We start from the raw sequence: 19,239 nt of genomic DNA on the forward strand, positions 1-19,239 counted from the left end.
CATGCGTCCCCGGCAGCGGATGCGTACTTTACGCACGAACCGCCGTGAGGGCAAGGGCTTTTTCAAGAGATTGTCATTCTCGGGACATACGGGTGACATCTCTGCTCTGCCTTTCTCTCCCCTCCTCATACTGCTTCTCTTTTCTTCTTGTCCTCGTCGCGCCGTTGCTTGCTGACATCTTCCCCCGGCCAGAAACGCATTCGGCCCCGCCAGAAATGGCGGGGCCGAATATCGATCATCACACCAATGGCAGCTGGCGCTTACTTGTTGCCGCGCAGCTTGCGGCCCAGTGCCATGATCGGACCACTGGCGACATAGCAACCGAACAGGCCCAGCAGCATCACGGACGGCTCCAGCGAGATGACCACGAAGGCCAGCACGATGGCGAGCAGCGCGACGAAGGGCACCGGCCCCTTGAGGTCGATCTCCTTGAAGCTGTAGTACCTGATGTTCGACACCATCAGGATACCGGCAGCCGCGACCACGAAGACCATCAGCGACTTAAAGGCGAAGGTCTCGGCGTCAAAGTTGTGCATGGTCCACACACAGCCAGCCACGAGTGCCGCCGCTGCCGGACTGGGCAGGCCGATGAACCACTTCTTGTCGGTGGAGCCTATCTGGACATTGAAGCGCGCCAGGCGCAGCGCCGCACCCGCGACATAGACGAAGGCGGCGATCCAGCCGATCTTGCCGACATCCTGCAGAATCCAGCTGAAGGTGACCAGTGCCGGTGCCACGCCGAAGGACAACATGTCCGCCAGGCTGTCGTACTCCGCACCAAAGGCGCTTTGCGTATTGGTCAGGCGAGCCACACGTCCATCGAGACCATCCAGCACCATCGAGACGAAGATGGCGATGGAGGCATTGGCAAACTCGCCGTTCAGCGCACATACCACAGCGAAGAAGCCAGAGAACAATGCCGACGTGGTGAACAGGTTGGGCAGCAGGTAGATGCCACGCCGACGAACGGGCTTGCCATCCTCGATGGCCTCTTCCACGACTTCGCTGTCGTCGGTGAATTCTTCCACCACCTTGTCCAGCACGGAACTGCTACGGCGGGTCGGTTCTTCGGGGGCATCTTCTGCGCCGGGATGTCGATTTTCGTCAGTCATGGGATTCCTTGCATCATGCCTCGTCGTGGCAGGGTAACCACATTCTACACCTGCCAGTGAGCGCGAATAGTAGTGACACCCTAGCGGCCTCACCGTCGACTGTCACTTCCCTCCCCCATTCGATAGCGCTTATAGAGCAACAACGCAAGCGGGGCGCCCTCCTGATGGAGAGCGCCCCGCTCATTTCACGCCGGATCCAATAGGCAGGATCAGTTGCGTGACTTGTCGACCAGCTGGTTGGCAGTGATCCACGGCATCATGCCGCGCAGCTTCTCACCAGTCTGCTCGATCGGGTGCTCGGCGTTCTGACGACGACGGGCCGTCATGGACGGGTAGTTGGTGTTGCCTTCCTGGATGAACATCTTGGCGTATTCACCGCTCTGGATGCGCTTGAGTGCATTGCGCATGGCGACACGGGACTGCTCGTTGATGACTTCGGTGCCGGTCACGTACTCGCCATACTCCGCATTGTTGGAGATGGAGTAGTTCATGTTGGCGATGCCACCTTCGTACATCAGGTCGACGATCAGCTTGAGCTCGTGCAGACACTCGAAGTAGGCCATTTCCGGTGCGTAGCCGGCTTCGGTCAGGGTCTCGAAGCCCATCTTGACCAGCTCGACCGCGCCACCACACAGGACAGCCTGCTCACCGAACAGATCGGTTTCGGTCTCGTCCTTGAAGGTGGTCTCGATGATGCCGGTACGACCGCCGCCGACGCCTGCCGCGTAGGACAGCGCGATGTCCTTGGCCTGGCCAGTCGCATCCTGGTGGATGGCGATCAGGTCCGGGATACCGCCGCCCTTCACGAACTCGGAACGCACGGTGTGACCCGGTGCCTTCGGCGCGATCATGATGACGTCGAGGTCAGCACGCGGCACGACCTGGTTGTAGTGGACGTTGAAGCCGTGAGCGAAGGCCAGTGTCGCGCCCTGCTTCAGGTTCGGTTCCACCTGGTTCTCGTAGATGGCCTTCTGGTTCTCGTCCGGCGCCAGGATCATGACCAGGTCGGCCGCCTTGACCGCTTCCTCGACTTCAGCAACCTTCAGGCCAGCCGCTTCGGCCTTGGCCCAGCTGGAGGAAGAGCGACGCAGGGCTACGGTGACGTCGACGCCGGATTCCTTCAGGTTGTTCGCGTGGGCGTGGCCCTGGGAACCGTAACCGAGGATGACCACTTTCTTGCCCTGGATGAGGGAGAGGTCACAATCCTTGTCGTAATAGAGTTTCATCGTCATTGCTCCTGGCGGCTCACCCCGTCAGCGGGATGGCGTGAGATCTTGAAAGAGTGTCTGTTGTTCTTGCGACCCTTCCCGCGAGGGAAGGGCGTATGTCAGTGTCCAGCGCCGACGGCCATCTATCCTGACCGCTCTGCGTCCCTGGGAGGTCGTGCGCCTTGGATCAAGGTCTGCCGTCCTCCTCCTGCGCGGCGATGAGTCCACCTTACCCGCACCTCGACATTGCGTAAAATGCTATATTTGCACCATCATATGCCATATAGCGCAACACAAGGCATTTCCCCCTTCAGCACTCATCGACAGCGGACTCCGGCATGGACAATCGTCAACTCAAGCAATTCCTGACCCTCGCCGAAACGCTGCATTTCGGACGCGCCAGCACTGCCCTGCACCTGAGCGCCTCTGCCCTGTCACGTGCCATTCGCGCCATGGAAGAGGAACTGGGCGTCAGCCTGTTCGAGCGCGACAACCGCAGCGTCGCACTGACACCGGCGGGAGAGCGCTTCCGTCGTCATGCTCGCGAACTCCTGAGTCAGTGGGATGACATTCGTCAGTCATTGCTGGAAGACAGCGACGAACTGCGTGGCGAGCTATCCCTGTACTGCTCGGTGACCGCCAGCTACAGCTTCCTGTATGAGATTCTCGCCTCCTTCCGGGCCCGCCATCCGCATGTGGAGCTCAAACTGCATACCGGTGACCCCGCCGTGGCATTGGAGCGCGTGCTGATGGGCCACGAGGACCTGGCGATCGCCGCACGCCCGGACGTGCTGCCCTCGCGCCTGGCCTTCACCGACTTCGCCGAGTCGCCGCTGCGCTTCATTGCCCCGCGTCGTGATGGCCCCGGCCATCAGCTGGAAGGCATCGGCGGGGCAGACGATTCGGCGGCGGGGGACGACCATATCGACTGGGCGCGCGTCCCGATGATCCTCTCCGAGACCGGCCTGGCGCGCGAGCGCTTCGATGCCTGGTGCCACACTCGTGGCATCAAGCCGCGCCTGTATGCCCAGGTCGCCGGCAACGAGGCCATCGTCAGCATGGTCGGATTGGGCTTCGGGATCGGCGTGGTGCCGCAGATCGTGCTCGACAACTCCCCGCTGGCCGATCAGGTGCGCATCCTCGATGTCGATCCGCCGCTGACCCCCTACAAGGTCGGGCTGTGCGTACAGGAGAAACGTCTTCGACATCCACTGGTACGCGCACTCTGGGAACAGCTGCCCGGTACCCCGCGACGGCCAGAGGAGTGATGACGCAGTGACCCTGCGCCACGGAACATTGCGCTACATGGCCCGCCCCACGCCACAACGAAAACGGCGCCCCGAGGGGCGCCGTTCTTGTATCGCGTTTCCACAATCACCGTCTTACAGGCTCAACACCTTCTCACCGCGGGCGATGCCGGAGACACCGGTACGAGCCACTTCCAGCACCCCTACCGGCTGCATCGCCGCCAGGAAGGCATCCAGCTTGCCACCGTCACCGGTGATCTGGATGGTGTAGAGGCTCGGCGTGATGTCGACGATCTGGGCACGGAAGATGTCCGCCGTGCGCTTGATCTCGTCACGCTGGGCGCCCAACGCCTTGACCTTGACCAGCATCAGCTCGCGCTCGATGTGGCTGCCCTCGGTGAGATCCACCAGCTTGACCACATCCACCAGCTTGTTGAGGTGCTTGGTGATCTGCTCGATGACGCGATCTTCGCCGACCGTGGTGACGGTCAGACGTGACAGGGTCGCGTCCTCGGTCGGGGCCACGTTGAGGGTCTCGATGTTGAAATTGCGCTGTGAAAACAGGCCGACGACCCGTGACAGCGCGCCCGGTTCGTTTTCCATCAGAATGGAGATGATATGGCGCATCAGGTCCGCTCCGTCTTCGTAAGCAGCATGTCACGCATGGAGCCGAGAGGCACCTGCATCGGATAGACGTGTTCACGCGGGTCGACATAGATGTCGAGGAACACCAGCTCGTCCTTGTTGCGGAAGGCTTCTTCCAGCGCAGGCTCGAGCTCCTCCACCGTGTGCACCTTGATGGCACGGAAGCCATAGGCGCCCGCCAGCTGCACGAAGTCAGGCAGCGACTCCATATAGGAATGCGAGTGACGGGACTTGTAGTTCAGGTCCTGCCACTGACGCACCATGCCCAGCGACTGGTTGTTGAGGTTGATGATCTTGACCCCGATCCCGTACTGCTTACAGGTCGAGAACTCCTGCATCATCATCTGGAAGCTGCCTTCCCCGGTGAACAGCACCACATCGTCATCCGGGTAGGACATCTTGATGCCCATGGCCGCCGGGAAGCCGAAGCCCATGGTGCCCAGACCACCGGAGGTGATCCAGCGGTTGGGGCGCTGGAACTTGTAGTACTGGGCGGCGAACATCTGGTGCTGACCGACATCGGTGGCGACGAAGGCTTCGCCACGCGTCGCGCGGTGCACGGCTTCCACCACCTGCTGCGGCTTGAGCGGCTCGCCCGGGGCGGACGGCTCATACAGCTTGCCTTCACGCTCGGCACGCCAGCCATCGATCTGGGACCACCAGGCCTCCAGTGCATCGGGGTTGGCCAGCTCACGCCCCTGCACGAGGCTGATCATCTCGTTGATCACGGCATCGGCCGGACCGACGATCGGCACATCGGCGCGCACGGTCTTGGAGACTGAACTCGGGTCGATGTCGACGTGGATGATCTTGGCCGTCGGGCAGAACTTCGAGGTGTTGTTGGTCACGCGGTCATCGAAGCGCGCACCGATGCAGATGATCAGATCGGTGTGGTGCATGGCATTGTTCGACTCATAGGAGCCGTGCATGCCGGGCCAGCCCAGACACTGGCGATCGCCCTGCGGATAGGCACCGATGCCCATCAACGAGGTGGTGATCGGGAAGTTCAGACGGCGCACCAGGTCGGTCAGCGCTTCGCTGGCACGACCGGAGACCACGCCACCGCCGGTGAAGAACAGCGGGCGGCGGGCCTTGAGCATCAGCTCGACGGCCTTCTTGATCTGGCCGCTGTGGCCACGGGTGACCGGGCTGTAGGAGCGCATGCGTACCTTCTTGGGGTAGCTGTACTCGTAACGCTCGGTCGGGGCGGTCATGTCCTTCGGGATGTCGATGACGACCGGCCCCGGGCGTCCGCTGGAGGCCAGATAGAAGGCCTTCTTGATGACTTCCGGAATCTCGCTCGGGTGCTTGATCGAGAAGCTGTGCTTCACGATCGGGCGAGTCACACCGACGATGTCGGTTTCCTGGAAGGCGTCTTCACCGATCAGGTGGCTGGCGACCTGACCACACAGCACGACCATGGGAATCGAGTCCATGTAGGCCGTGGCGATACCGGTGACGGCATTGGTCGCGCCGGGGCCTGAGGTGACCAGCACCACGCCCGGCTTGCCGGAAGCGCGTGCGTAGCCATCGGCTGCGTGGGTAGCAGCCTGTTCGTGGCGGACCAGAATGTGCTGGACCTTGTCCTGACGGAACAGGGCGTCATAGATGTGCAGCGCCGCTCCACCGGGATAGCCGTATATATACTCCACGCCCTCGTCATGCAGCGCGCGGGCGATCATGTCAGCGCCGGAAAGCAATTCCACTTGGTTGTTCTCCCCTGGAGGTCTCGAGTGCGTCCGGCAGCAATACGCAAGCCGGATCGAGTGCGACCTGAATGTCGCTACCGCAACAGTTGCGGCACCTGATGCCAAACCCTGGCGTCTGCGGCCCGGTTAGGGCCTGCACTCTTGTCGCATCGGTTGGATGCGGTCGGGGCTGATGGCCGATCGGTACGGTTGGCGTACCCTGATCGGCATATCCTTCGACAGGCGGACAGCGACTCAGCGTCTGTCCTTCACGTGGCGCTTCGAGGGTCGCCCGAATGGCCACGCCCGCAATCAGGAATGGTCAAGAGTCCAACAGCCGCAAGGGGCTGTCAACTCAACCTTACGCCAGTGTGCGCCGCCTACGCCAAATGCCACACCGATAACGGGAAATCCGGCCATATGCGTGCGTAAAACCTCACAGATGGCATTTAATTCGCAATTTTCTGCCTCGTGATTTTCAGCATCCCTGCCGCCGGGTTGTCATTTTGCGCCCAGACGACAGACACGAAAACGCCCCACCGCAAGCGGAAGACAGACTTCCGTCACGGTGGGGCGTCACTCACGGGCGCGCGATTCAGCGCGTGAAGGTCAGCTCTCCGCCCTCTTCGCCGACCTGGATCACGTCACCGGGCACGAATTCACCGCCCAGCAGCGCCTGGGCCAGCGGGTTCTCGATACGACTCTGGATGGCGCGCTTGAGCGGACGCGCACCGTAGACCGGATCGAAGCCTGCCTTGGCCAGCAGCGCCATCGCGGCATCGGTGATCTCGAAGCCGAGATCACGTTCGGCCAGCCGCGCCTTGAGCCGCTCGAGCTGAATGCCGGCGATGGAGGCGATCTGCGCCTGCCCCAACGCGTGGAAGACCACCACTTCATCGATGCGGTTGATCAGCTCCGGCCGGAAGTGATTGCCGACGACTTCCATGACCGCCGTCTTCATGTCGTCGTACTGGAAGGCCGCCTTGCGATCGACACTCTCTTGCGTGTCTTCCTCGTCCGCCAGCTCGCCATTGAGACCGCTCATGCGCTGGATCATCTCGGACCCCAGATTCGAGGTCATCACGATCACGGTATTGCGGAAGTCGACGGTACGCCCCTGCCCATCGGTCAGGCGGCCATCTTCCAATACCTGCAGCAGGATGTTGAAGACATCCGGATGCGCCTTCTCGACCTCATCGAGCAACAGCACGGAGTACGGCTTGCGACGCACGGCCTCGGTCAGATAGCCACCCTCTTCATAGCCGACATAGCCGGGAGGCGCGCCGATCAGACGAGCCACCGAGTGCTTCTCCATGAACTCGGACATGTCGATGCGCACCATCGCCTCTTCGGTATCGAACAGGAAGCTGGCCAGCGACTTGCAGAGCTCCGTCTTGCCGACCCCGGTCGGGCCGAGGAACAGGAAGGAGCCGTTGGGGCGATTCGGGTCCGACAGCCCGGCGCGTGAGCGACGCACCGCATTGGCCACCGCGATCACCGCCTCGTCCTGACCGATCACCTTCTCGTGCAGCGCCTCTTCCATGCGCAGCAGCTTGTCGCGCTCGCCTTCGAGCATCTTGGAGACCGGAATGCCGGTCCAGCGCGAGACGACCTCGGCAATCTCCTCCTCGGTGACATTGGAGCGCAGCAGCACGTGGGCGGAGGTATCCGCCTCGCCTTCGCCGGCTTCGCTGATCTGCTTCTCGAGCCCCGGAATCACGCCGTACTGCAGTTCCGACATGCGGCTGAGGTCGCCGGCACGCCGCGCCTGTTCCAGATCGATGCGCGCCTGTTCCAGTTCGGCCTTGAACTGCGCTGCCCCCTGGATACTGGCCTTCTCGGCCTTCCAGACCTCATCGAGATCGGCATATTCCCGCTCCAGCTCCGAGATCTGGTCCTCAAGCGCGCCGAGACGCTTGAGCGCCGCCTCGTCGGTTTCCTTCTTGAGCGCTTCACGCTCCATCTTGAGCTGGATCAGGCGGCGGTCGAGACGGTCCATCTCCTCCGGCTTGGAATCCAGTTCCATGCGGATGCGTGACGCGGCCTCATCGATCAGGTCGATCGCCTTGTCCGGCAGCTGGCGGTCCGTGATGTAGCGCGAGGACAACCGCGCGGCGGCGATGATGGCGCTGTCGGTGATGTCGACGCCGTGGTGCACCTCGTAGCGCTCCTTCAGGCCACGCAGGATGGCGATGGTGTCTTCCTCGCTGGGCTGGTCGACCTGCACCTTCTGGAAGCGGCGCTCCAGCGCGGCGTCCTTCTCGATGTACTGACGATACTCGTCAAGCGTGGTGGCACCGACACAGTGCAGCTCGCCACGCGCCAGCGCCGGCTTGAGCATGTTGCCGGCATCCATCGCGCCCTCGGCCTTGCCCGCGCCGACCATGGTGTGCAGCTCATCGATGAACAGGATGACCTGGCCTTCTTCCTGCGACAGCTCCTTGAGGACGGACTTGAGGCGCTCCTCGAACTCACCGCGGAACTTGGCCCCCGCCAGCAGCGAGCCCATGTCGAGAGACAGCACACGCTTGTTCTTGAGGCCTTCCGGCACCTCGCCATTGACGATACGGCTGGCCAGCCCCTCGACGATGGCGGTCTTGCCGACACCGGGCTCACCGATCAACACCGGGTTGTTCTTGGTGCGACGCTGAAGGACCTGAATCGTGCGACGAATCTCCTCGTCACGCCCGATCACCGGATCGAGCTTGCCGTCGCGCGCACGCTGGGTGAGGTCCATCGTGTACTTGTTGAGTGCCTCTCGATTGTTCTCGGCGTCGGCATCTCCCACCGCCTCGCCACCGCGCAGTGCATCGATGGCGGAGGTCAGGGCGGGCTTCTTGATGCCCGAGGAGGTGAACAACTTGCCGAGATCACCGCCCAGCTCCAGCGCGGCCAGCAACGCGAGCTCGGAAGCGATGTATTGATCGCCGCGTTTCTGGGCTTCGCGGTCGGCCAGATTCAGAAGCTTGCCGAGCGCCTGGGAAGGCGCGACATTGCCGTCGAACTGGGACACGGTGGGCAGGTCATCCAGTTGACGCTTGAGCCCGCTCATCAAGCTGGTGGCATCACCGCCCGCCTTGTTGACCAACGCCTTGAGACCGCCATCGCGGTCCTCCAGCAGGGCCAGCAGCAGGTGCTGGGGATGGATTTCATTGTGGCCTCGCCCGACGGCGAGCGACTGGGCATCCGCAAGCGCGTTCTGCAGCTTGCTGGTGAGTTTGTCGATGCGCATGGTGCCTTCTCCTGAGAGTCATGGCGGTACTCCTCTTCTCAGGAGCTTCGCCTGTAACATTTCGTATCTAACCCTAGAGATGGGGGGCTGGGGGGTCGCTTTCAAGGCGTGATTTGCGGCAACGCAGCATGTTGTCCGCGAAGCATGATCCAGATCAGGTTCCCCTGCAGCAGGTTGGCCCTCAGCGCCTGAAGATGTCGCCAGGGGCTTCCGCTCGACACGGAAAAGCGCCCCGCCAACCTGAGTGATCAGGTCAACGGGGCGCTTTTGTCTTTCGGCTTGCCGAGCGTCGGTGCATCGCGGCGGCCAGGTCTCCATTTCACGCTATCAGCGCAGCCAGATCACCGTGGCCATTCGCCCCGTCACGCCATCATCACGGCGATGGGAGTAGAAGCGCGATTCCGAGGCGGTACAGAAGTGACCGCCACTGACATGGCCGACCCCCGCACGCTCCAGCCGCAGGCGAGCCAGCTTGTAGAGGTCGCCCATGTAGTGGCCCAGCCGATAGGGGCTGGATTCGAAGGCGTCGTCGGCCTCGGGGAGATCCGCGATGAAGGCGTCACGCACCTCGGGGCCGACCTCGAACTGGGCATTGGAGATCGCCGGGCCCAGCCAGGCCATCAGCTCGCCCGGGTCATCTCCAAGACGAGCGACAGTGGCTTCCAGCACACCTTCCACCAGGCCACGCCAGCCCGCATGCGCCACCCCGACCCGCGTCCCCTGACGATCACAGAACAGCACCGGCAGGCAGTCCGCCGTCATCACCACGCAGGCCTGCCCCGTACCGGTACTGATGCAGGCGTCAGCACGTGGTGGCACCGCCTCATGGCGCTCATCGGCGTGACAGACGTCAAAGGCATCCACCACCTGAGTCCCATGCACCTGATCCAGCCACGCCAGTGGACGACCATCATCGACCTCCGCCGCGAGCAGATCACGCACCCGCGCGACCATCGCCGGATCATCCCCGACATGCCGCGCCGGATTGAAGCCAGCGTATGGCCCCTGACTCGGGCCACTCTCACGCGTGGTCACGAAGGCCTGCACCGGACTGGGTGCTGGCCAGTCCGGCAGAATCAGGGTCGGGCGTAGACTCTCGTCGTGCATAACCTCTCCTGGCGCGATGGGATACGCGAACCGAGCCCCTCAGCGGGCGATGTCTTCCTTGAGATAGTCGATCAAGACCAGCATGTCACCCGGCATCTCGGCGCGGAATTCGACTTCCTTGCCCGTGATCGGGTGGATGAAGGCGAGGCGACGGGCATGCAGCGCCTGACGCGGGAACTGACGCAGCAACTCCTTGAGCGGGTCACTGGCCCCCGGCGGAAGCTTCAGACGGCCTCCGTAGACCGGGTCCCCGATCAGCGGATAGCGCTGGTGCGCCATGTGCACACGGATCTGGTGGGTACGTCCGGTTTCCAGCTTGCAGCGGATATGGGTATGCCCCCGGAAGCGCTCCACCACGCGAAAATGCGTGATCGCCATCTTGCCGCTATGGGTCACGGCCTGACGCTTGCGATCCTTGGGGTGACGCCCGATGGGCGCATCCACGGTACCGCCCGCCGTCAGCACACCGGTCACGACGGCATCGTACTCGCGAGACACGGTACGCGCCTGCAGCTGCTCGACCAGGTCCGCCTGGGCGGTCAGCGACTTGGCGACCACCATCAGGCCACTGGTGTCCTTGTCGAGACGATGCACGATACCGGCACGCGGCAGCATGGCATTGCCCGGACAATGGTGCAGGATGGCATTGAGCAGCGTGCCATCCGGATTGCCGGCCCCCGGGTGCACGACCATGCCGTGCTCCTTGTTGATGACCAGCACGTCGTCATCCTCGAAGACGATCTCGAGCTCGATGTCCTCGGGGCCATGACTGACTTCTTCTTCAAGCTCGGCGGTCAGGGCCAGACGTTCACCGCCATAGACCTTCTCGCGGGGTTTGACGGCGGCACCGTCGAGGGTCAAGGCACCGGTCTTGATCCAGTGCTTGAGGCGCTCGCGGGAATAGTCGGAGAAGATCTCGGCGCAGGCCTGATCAAGGCGCATGCCAATCATCGCCTCCGGGATCCGCTCTTCGCGGTTGATGGTGTCTGGCATATTGCTCTCTGAGGCCGTTTCGCAGGAAAGGGCCTTTGCTTTATAGTGAGTGCGGATCGGCGGATTCTAGCATGCCCGCCATGGATTGCCCGAGATGAGGAAACCGATGCGCGCCCTTCCCTTGACTGCCTTCGCCCTGGCCAGCACCTTGCTGGTCGGCTGTGCGTCCAACGAGCCGGCACCGGATCTTCAGGAGCAGGAGCTGTACCGTCAGGCTCAGGTTTCCCTGGATACCAGCCGCTTCAACTCCGCCGTGCAACAACTTGAAGCACTGGATACTCGCTTCCCGTTCGGCAGCTATGCCGAACAGTCGCAGCTGGAGCTGATCTACGCCTACTACCAGGTGGACAACTGGGAAGCCGCACGCGCGGCGGCCAGCCGCTTCATTCGGCTGCACCCGGACCACCCGCAGGTCGATTATGCCTACTACATGCGTGGACTGGCAGCCTATAGTGCAGGGCGCTTCAGCCTGGAATCGCTGGACCTGATCGACATCTCCAAGCGGGATCTCGGTGCGACGCGGGACGCCTACGTCGACTTCGGCGAGCTGGTGCGCCGCTTCCCCAACAGCACCTACGCCGCAGATTCGCGTCAGCGCATCATCTATCTGCGCAACGTACTCGCGCGTGGCGAGCTGCAGACAGCGGATTTCTATCTGCGCAAGCAGGCCTATCTGGCCGCCGTGAAGCGTGGTGAGTGGGTGATCGAGCACTACCCTAACACTCCTGCCACTCGCGATGCGCTGGCCGTGATGGTCGAAGGCTATCTGGGCCTCGGTCTGCGTGACCGTGCCAGCGAGACGCTCAAGGTGCTGATCCAGAATGATCCGGACAACGAACGTCTGGATGGCCGCACCTTCGAGCCGCGTTACGTGAAGGCTGATGACCTGACGGTCTGACGACCGGCAGGCGTCACCATCGAAAAGCCCGTGATCATCGATCACGGGCTTTTTCGTGCTGCCAGCATGGCCAGAATCGTCGAGTTCAGGCGCTTTCAGCGTCTTGCGCAAAGAATCCGCAATCCGTCATTCGCCGGCCACCCAGCCATTGACGATCGGATAGCGGCGGTCCCGCCCGAAGCCGCGCGGCGTGACGCGCACGCCTACCGGTGCCTGACGACGCTTGTACTCGGTACGGTCGACCAGACGCACCACGCGATAGACATCCTCTTCCTCGAAGCCTGAGCGGATGATCGCCTCGGCGCTCATGTCACCCTCGATGTAGTGGGTGAGAATCGCATCCAGAGTGTCGTAGTCCGGCAGCGAATCGCTGTCGAGCTGGTCTTCGGCGAGCTCGGCGGACGGCGGGCGCGTGATGACGCGCTCCGGTATCGCCGGGCCCATGGTGTTGCGCCAGTTGGCGAGACGGTACACCCAGCTCTTGTAGACATCCTTGAGCGCGTTGTAGCCGCCGACCATGTCGCCGTAGAGCGTGGCGTAACCCACCGCCATCTCGCTCTTGTTGCCGGTGGTCAGCACCATCAGGCCCTTCTTGTTGGAGATGGCCATCAGCAGCACGCCACGGCACCGCGACTGCAGATTCTCCTCGGTGGTGTCGCGCTCGCTGCCGGCGAAGCTCTCCGCCAGGGTCTCGGTGAAGGCCTCGACCATCGGCGCGATGGGCATCACCTCATAATTCACGCCCAGCAGCCTGGCCTGCTCGGCGGCGTCTTCCTTGGAGATGTCCGCGGTGTAGTGATACGGCATCATCACGGCGTGCACGCGGTCCGCGCCCAGCGCATCGACGGCGATGGCCAGCGACAGGCCGGAATCGATGCCCCCGGAAAGCCCCAGCACCACACCCTTGAAGCCGCTCTTGTTGACGTAGTCACGCAGTCCGGTGACCAGCGCACAGTAGAGTGACTCCTCCGGCGACAGCAGCTCGGCGATCTCGCCACTCTGCGGCACCCAGTTGCCCCCCTCCGCCTTGAGGAACTGCACCGGCATCAGGCCGACATCCCACCACGGTGCCTGCACGCAGGTCTTGCCGTCGGCATCGATGGCGGCAGAGCCCCCGTCGAAGACCAGCTCATCCTGACCGCCGATCTGATTGACGTAGACCAGCGGGCAATTGACCTCGGCTGCCCGCTCGGCGAACAGCTGATTGCGCTCGGCCGGCTTCTCCAGGTGATAGGGCGAGGCGTTGAGGCTGACGAGAATCTCGGCACCGGCATCGCGCGCCTGACGGATCGGCGCGCCGTCCCACAGGTCTTCGCAGATGACGATGCCCAGACGGGCACCGCGGCACTCGACCACACACGGCTCGCTGCCCGGCGTGAAATAGCGCTGCTCATCGAAGACCTGATAGTTGGGCAAGGCCTGCTTGGCATACTCGGCGATCCACTCACCATCCTTGAGCACACCGGCCAGGTTGTAACGCTTGCCGTCACGCATGCCGGGGTAGCCGACGATGACCATCACGCCCGGCGCGACCTTCTTCGCCATCTGGGCGCGCGCCTCCTCGAGGCGGGATTCCATGGACTCGCGCAGCAGCAGGTCTTCCGGCGGGTAGCCGGTCAGACACAACTCGGGCAGCACTACGACATCGGCCTTGTGCTCAAGACTCGCTTCACGCACCGATTCGATGGCACGCGCAGTGTTGCCGGGAATATCACCGACCAGCGGGTCGAGCTGGGCCATCACCAGAGTCAGATCTTGCATGCGGTAAGGATCTCTCGATTGGCGGTTCGATAAGGGGCCAGTACACTGTGGCCAGACATCTGGCTCAGATCACTGAGCCGTGCACCGGCCCACCTGTCATCATGTTGGCCGCCATTGTCCCGCAAGGTCGCGCCGCTGGCAAAAACCACGCGCGCCGCCTCATCTGGGAGTCATATAGGAATGAGCCTGTTGATCATTCGTCTGCTGGTTTTCGTCGCCCTGTTCTGGGCCGGCCTGCGCCTTTACCGCATGTATCGCCAATGGAAGCTGAGCCAGGACGACTACGGCAACGACAGCCCCGCCGAACGCGAGGCGCAGAACATGGTGCGCTGCGCCTACTGCGACCTGCATCTGCCGGAAAATGACGCCATCCGCCATGAGGCGCTGCACTTCTGCTGCCAGGAACACCAGCAGCACTTCCTCGACGAAGGACCGCGCAAATGATTCGCCACCGAGACGAGATGCTCGATGGCGAAAGACGGCTACCAATCCCTCAGGCCCAACGGATCTCACCGGCATCTGACGACGCATCCAGCGTGGCGATCTCGGCCAGCAGGGTCTCGGGCTGGTAAGGCGCGGGGTCGATGATCGGCGTGCGCCCAAGCAGTTGATCCGCCAGCAGACGGGTCGAGGCCGGCGCCAGTACCAGTCCATTGCGGTAATGGCCGGCATTGACGTGCAGGTGGCGGCGTTCAGGCACGGCGCCGATGAACGGCGTGCCGGTCGGCGAACCGGGGCGCAGTCCCGCCCAGTGGTGCTCGACCTCACACTCCGCCAGCGCAGGGATGATCTCGCAGGCGCTCTTGATCAGTGACTCACGCGCCTCGGCGGTGGTCGCCTTGTCGAAGCCGACCTCCTCCAGCGTCGAGCCAGCCACGGTGCGGCCATCGCCACGCGGTATCACGTAGCGACCATTCTTGAGCACCACGCGCTCCACCAGCCCCTTGGGTGCCTTGAACAGCACCATCTGGCCGCGTACCGGCCGCACCGGCAGCGCAAGCCCCGCCTCACTCAGAATCTCTCGACTCCAGGCACCACCGCAGACCACGACCTGCCCGGCAGACAGCACCGAATTGGCGGTCTGTACGCCGATGGCGGTGTCGTCCTGCAGCAGAATGCCCTGCACCGCGACATTCTCCAGCAGGCGCACGCGCGGGTGAGCGTCGAGCGCGGCACGCAGTGACTTGCCAAGGCGCGGATTGCGGATGCTGCCAAGCGTCGGCATCCACAGCGCCGACTCGCAGCCGGGCGCGACCGCCGGAGCCTTGTCATAGACGAAGTCGGCGTCCACGCGCGTCAGCGGCTTGGCATATTCCCGGGACCAGGCCAGTGCCTGCTCGGCATCCTCGACATTCAGGTACAGCAGGCCCTGCTGGCGATATTCGGGGTCGATGCCGGTGGTCTCGATCAGGCGCTCGGCCAGCGTGGGGTAGAAGCCTTCCGACCAGGCAGACAGGCGCGAGATTGGCGCGCTATAACGCCACGGATACAACGGCGAGACGATACCGCCGCCCGCCCATGACGCCTCACGCCCACACTGGCCTCGCTCGACCAGCGTGACCTCGGCACCGCCATCCGCCAGCTCCAGCGCGGTCAGCATGCCGATCACGCCACCGCCTACCACCACAAAGTCATTCACGCCTGTTCGCTCCTGCCATCAGCCCGGGAAAGGAATCAAGAATACGCCGCCCGCAAGGCGGTGCAAGCGAGCCGCGTGCAATCCAGCATTGCGCAGAGCCTCCAGCATTGCGCAGAGCCTCCAGCATTGAGCAGAGCCTCCAGCATTGAACAGAGTCTCCAGCATCGTGCAGAGCCGAGCGCTTCACGGCTACCAGCAATCGCCATCGCCGGTTGTATCTCGGACACCGGTATTGGTGAGGGTCAGCGCGGGGCAGTCGGCATCGGCGCTCTGAGGCGCCACCGCGGTCGCGATGAGCGTGAAGCGCGTGGTCGTGGCGCCATCCTCCAGGCTCAGGGTGTAATAGCCTTCCGGCGACTCGGTGGCACGCCCCAGTCCTTCCTCATCACAATCACTGTCGCCGGCGATGCTGGTCGCGTAGCCACCGCAACGCGCCATGTAGCGCTCCTGGGCCTGGGCCAATGACATCAGTGCCGCCTGCCCATCGGCACGACGCGAGCGGATCACCTGGTCCTGATAGCTCGGGTAGGCGATCGCCGCGAGAATGCCGACGATGACGATCACGATCATGATCTCCGTCAGCGTGAAGCCTGAGGTGAACCGGCGCCGAGAGAGGCGCGAACGGGAAGAGAGAAGACTGGCCATGAAGTGCTTCCTTGAAGAACGTGAATGAAGGGGCTTGGGTGAAAGACCAGGGCGAAAGACTTCAGTGAAAGACTCGGGCGAAAGCCTCGGCTAAAAGGCATCGAGCAAGCCTGCCTGAAGGAAGTAAACCCTGATGAAAGGCAAGGCGCCGCCACCCCGGGGAAGGCGTGGCGGCGCAGAGTGTCATCCTTGCCTCATGTCCGAGGCGGGCTCAGCGCAGCTGATACCAGGAGACACGGCCGGTATCCGTCGAGCTGGACACGTTGAGATCATAGGACGAGACACCACCCTCCTCGCTGCCTAGCGAACTGGTGCCCACGTAGACCGTATCGCCGACACTGACACTGGACGTCGGTGTACCGCTCAACTTGACGCTGACGATGACATTGCCGACGGCGACGGTGTCATCAACGAGGGTACCGACCAGGTCATCAGCGCTGAAGGCCTCATCCTGATTGAAATCGAAGATGGTCACGTAGCTGCCTTCGCTATCGTCGTAGGTCGGCAGGCCTGTCTCAGCGTCCAGCGCGACCAGCCAGCCACCGCCGGTACTTTCACAGAAGTTGGTTCCGGTACTGGACGTGCTGGTGGAGAAGACCACCAGGTTGGAGAGCAGATTGGCCGGCTCGACCAGCTCTTCCTGCTCGGAGGCGTCCAGATCCAGATACCAGCCGAAGCGATCCGTGTCTTGATCCTCGAGCTGGCTGGGATAGTAGGCAAAGCTGTCGCCGCCAAGGGTCCGGCCTGTCAGCTCGCCGTTGGTGTAGCTGCCGCTGACGAAGTTGCGTGCCTCAAGGTCACTGCGCGTCAGGCTGGTATGACTGCCGCCGGTATCCAGCACGGTGTAGAGGCTCTGCGTGACCCAGGCTTCATCTTCGGCGTCGGCATACATGTCCTGGCCGGTCCCGAAGGACACCAGCAGATTGGGCGAGGTCATGGTGTGCGTCTCGCCGGAGTAGCGACTGAGTGTCGGCTTGACGGTGATCGGCTGCAGCGCGTCCGTCTGGCACTCCCCGCCGGTCAGGCTGGTAGCACAGGCCGTGAACAGGCGCGTGACACTCCACTTGCTGCTGTCGTCGTCACTGAGGTCGAACTTCCACAGTCGCCCTTGCAGGTCTCCGCCATAGGCGAAATCGACGGTGCCATTGCTGTCGAGGTCCGCGACCTGCAGGTTTGCCAATCCGCCGGTCACCCCGCTGGGGGACAGCTTGGCGATCACGCCGCCGGCATTGACTCCATCAAGCTCCAGCGCGAACAACGTCGGCGCGGCGTTCTCATCGGCCGTTTCCAGCCCGTTGCCGACCAGCACCGCGCTGTCGCCGTTGTTGAGGGTGACGATATGCGCGCTGCCGTAGACATGCCCCATATCATCATCGTCACTGGCACCGAATTCCCAGCGCACCACATCATCTTCGTCGAAGTCTTCGCCTGCCACGGCCTTGGTGACATTGAGTGCGAACAGGCCGCGCCCACCGCCAGCGAGACCGGATGCCAGCCACTCCTCACCATTCAGGCTGGCCAGACGCAGTTCACCGTCGACATAGTAGCGATGCTGATAACCCGGGTCCGTCAGATACCCCAGCCCTGCGTCGTCCTCTTCGCTGTAGAGCAGCTCCGGAATGTAAGCGAACTGCTCGTTGCCGGTCTTGAGGTCAAAGGCATGCAGCATGCCGTCGTTGGCCCCGACGAAGACACTGCCCTCTGTCGTCAAGTCGTCACGAGTCACGACGACAGGCGACGAGCCGATGATGTCGCCCAGCTGGACGCCAGTGCGATTGCGCAGGCCATCGCCTTCGTATTCATCGCTGCCCCGCAACCATTCGATCGCCGCCTCCACATGGTCATCGGTGGAGTTGCCACCGACCTCCATGCGCGCGAGATCATTGCGCTGACTGGAGCTCAGACGGCCCGCGTTGTCGGTCGTGAACTCGACTCCGTTACCGCCGGACATGGTGAAGACCGTACGCGACTCAACACCATCCTTCTCTTCCAATGCCTCACTCAACTGGGTGGCAGCACTCCAGACCTGGTCGTCATCCTCGACATCCCTGCCCTCCTGTACCGACGAGGCCACCACATCCCCCGTCCAGGTCGAGGCGGAATAGCGGCTCTCGATCAGCTGGCTATCCGTCTCGACACTGGCCGTCGTCAGGTTGGTGGAGAGGCCGCTGACACTGTTGCCTACCGCGACGATCTCGGAGGCGATCGCCGCCAGGGCCGAGACGAGGTCCGTCGGGCTGGAGGCATTGAAGTAGGAGCCACCGCCATCGATGGCCGCCTGCTCCAGGTCATCGATGGTGCTGGAGCTGCTCTCCAAAACACGCTTATTATCGCTCCATTCATCGCTGTCTGAATCCACCCCAAATGCGACAGTGTAAGTCGTCATTACTTGCTTTTCATAGGTGCCACTCCCAAGATCAGGAAGCAAATCATTATTAGCATAATAATAAGACACATCAGCCAAGGTAGTGCTACCAGCCTCAACATACTTATAAGAAAACCAAGAGTAAACTAGATCATACCATGACCTACCATCTTTATTAGCATCACCGATAACGTTTTCTAGTTCAGATGATAAGGCTGTACTTCCTGAATTCCAAAAACCATCTGTAATCAATACTGTGAAATTCTGTTGGCACATCCCTCCCTCGTCATGAGAGAGAATGGGAGAGCTACCTAAGGTTGTGTAATTCCCCTTATAGTATTCACCTGCATGGTAGAGCGCTTCCCGCAAGGGCGTGCCGCGATAACTAGAGTTGTCACTTATCTCCGTATCCACTATAGCTTCTTGGACTTCTTCTAGATGCTTATTACCGCTATCACTGGTAGTAACCAACTCGACCACAACACCTAGTACATTAGTCACCAACTCGACTATTTTGTCGACGATATCATCAACAACAACTTTTTCTGAACTAGATCGTGGGTTAATAGTCAAGTAGCCAGTACGATAATCAGTACCAGCCAATAGCTCCAAACTCGCGGCTTTACCCACACTTAATCGATTACGATAGTAAGTAAACCAGTTTGCATAATTGACTTTCTCTTCCTTAGAAAGAGTTGA

General features: G+C 62.2%; 14 protein-coding genes. 3 read left to right on the forward strand and 11 right to left on the reverse strand.

Features of this window, described 5'->3' with window-relative positions; genetic code table 11:
- Window positions 1-260 precede the first annotated feature (260 nt).
- A complete protein-coding gene (gene pssA, locus QD356_RS16375; protein WP_077373497.1) occupies window positions 261-1,112 on the reverse strand; it encodes a CDP-diacylglycerol--serine O-phosphatidyltransferase in 852 nt (283 codons plus the stop codon).
- Between the two features lie 209 nt (window positions 1,113-1,321).
- A complete protein-coding gene (gene ilvC / locus QD356_RS16380; RefSeq protein ID WP_043337232.1) occupies window positions 1,322-2,338 on the reverse strand; it encodes a ketol-acid reductoisomerase in 1,017 nt (338 codons plus the stop codon).
- Between the two features lie 320 nt (window positions 2,339-2,658).
- Here ilvC and ilvY point away from each other — a divergent pair, with 320 nt between their 5' ends.
- Window positions 2,659-3,588: an HTH-type transcriptional activator IlvY gene (gene ilvY / locus QD356_RS16385; RefSeq protein ID WP_192839432.1), complete on the forward strand. Its 930-nt coding sequence runs from the start codon at window positions 2,659-2,661 to the stop codon at window positions 3,586-3,588.
- 114 nt (window positions 3,589-3,702) lie between these two features.
- On the opposite strand, the gene ilvN is transcribed toward ilvY, so the two are convergent.
- The 5 genes from ilvN to rluD all read right to left on the reverse strand — a co-directional run bounded on the left by ilvN (window position 3,703) and on the right by rluD (window position 11,232).
- Window positions 3,703-4,194: an acetolactate synthase small subunit gene (gene ilvN / locus QD356_RS16390; protein WP_043337227.1), complete on the reverse strand. Its 492-nt coding sequence runs from the start codon at window positions 4,192-4,194 to the stop codon at window positions 3,703-3,705.
- Window positions 4,194-5,918 carry an acetolactate synthase 3 large subunit gene (locus QD356_RS16395; RefSeq protein WP_136939691.1) on the reverse strand — a complete coding sequence of 575 codons (1,725 nt, stop codon included), beginning with the start codon at window positions 5,916-5,918 and terminating at the stop codon, window positions 4,194-4,196. The genes ilvN and QD356_RS16395 overlap by 1 nt, the downstream gene beginning before the upstream one ends.
- A gap of 577 nt (window positions 5,919-6,495) precedes the next feature.
- Window positions 6,496-9,132, reverse strand: a complete 2,637-nt coding sequence (gene clpB, locus QD356_RS16400) for an ATP-dependent chaperone ClpB (RefSeq protein ID WP_192839433.1) — start codon at window positions 9,130-9,132, stop codon at window positions 6,496-6,498.
- A 327-nt stretch (window positions 9,133-9,459) separates the two neighbouring features.
- Entirely contained in the window at window positions 9,460-10,239 is a 780-nt protein-coding gene (gene pgeF / locus QD356_RS16405) for a peptidoglycan editing factor PgeF (RefSeq protein ID WP_192839434.1), read from the reverse strand.
- Window positions 10,240-10,278: 39 nt separating this feature from the next.
- Window positions 10,279-11,232: a 23S rRNA pseudouridine(1911/1915/1917) synthase RluD gene (rluD, locus tag QD356_RS16410; protein ID WP_192839435.1), complete on the reverse strand. Its 954-nt coding sequence runs from the start codon at window positions 11,230-11,232 to the stop codon at window positions 10,279-10,281.
- A 106-nt stretch (window positions 11,233-11,338) separates the two neighbouring features.
- Here rluD and QD356_RS16415 point away from each other — a divergent pair, with 106 nt between their 5' ends.
- Entirely contained in the window at window positions 11,339-12,130 is a 792-nt protein-coding gene (locus tag QD356_RS16415) for an outer membrane protein assembly factor BamD (protein WP_192839436.1), read from the forward strand.
- Window positions 12,131-12,256: 126 nt separating this feature from the next.
- Here the strand turns inward: QD356_RS16415 and QD356_RS16420 are convergent, their stop codons facing one another.
- Entirely contained in the window at window positions 12,257-13,891 is a 1,635-nt protein-coding gene (locus QD356_RS16420; RefSeq protein WP_192839437.1) for an NAD+ synthase, read from the reverse strand.
- A 180-nt stretch (window positions 13,892-14,071) separates the two neighbouring features.
- On the opposite strand from QD356_RS16420, the gene QD356_RS16425 reads away from it, so the two are divergent.
- Window positions 14,072-14,335 carry a PP0621 family protein gene (locus QD356_RS16425; RefSeq protein WP_043337174.1) on the forward strand — a complete coding sequence of 88 codons (264 nt, stop codon included), beginning with the start codon at window positions 14,072-14,074 and terminating at the stop codon, window positions 14,333-14,335.
- A 49-nt stretch (window positions 14,336-14,384) separates the two neighbouring features.
- Here the strand turns inward: QD356_RS16425 and thiO are convergent, their stop codons facing one another.
- From thiO to QD356_RS16440, 3 genes are all read right to left on the reverse strand, one after another.
- Window positions 14,385-15,530: a glycine oxidase ThiO gene (gene thiO, locus QD356_RS16430; protein WP_192839438.1), complete on the reverse strand. Its 1,146-nt coding sequence runs from the start codon at window positions 15,528-15,530 to the stop codon at window positions 14,385-14,387.
- A 189-nt stretch (window positions 15,531-15,719) separates the two neighbouring features.
- Complete coding sequence (locus QD356_RS16435) at window positions 15,720-16,175, reverse strand: type IV pilin protein (protein ID WP_192839439.1); 456 nt, start codon at window positions 16,173-16,175, stop codon at window positions 15,720-15,722.
- Between the two features lie 211 nt (window positions 16,176-16,386).
- The gene (locus QD356_RS16440) at window positions 16,387-18,561 is read right to left on the reverse strand and encodes a PilC/PilY family type IV pilus protein (protein WP_192839440.1); all 2,175 of its coding nucleotides are present in this window, start codon (window positions 18,559-18,561) and stop codon (window positions 16,387-16,389) included.
- Window positions 18,562-19,239: the final 678 nt, after the last annotated feature.

It is taken from the genome of Cobetia sp. 2AS (assembly GCF_029846355.1).
In the GTDB taxonomy this organism is placed as follows: domain Bacteria; phylum Pseudomonadota; class Gammaproteobacteria; order Pseudomonadales; family Halomonadaceae; genus Cobetia; species Cobetia amphilecti.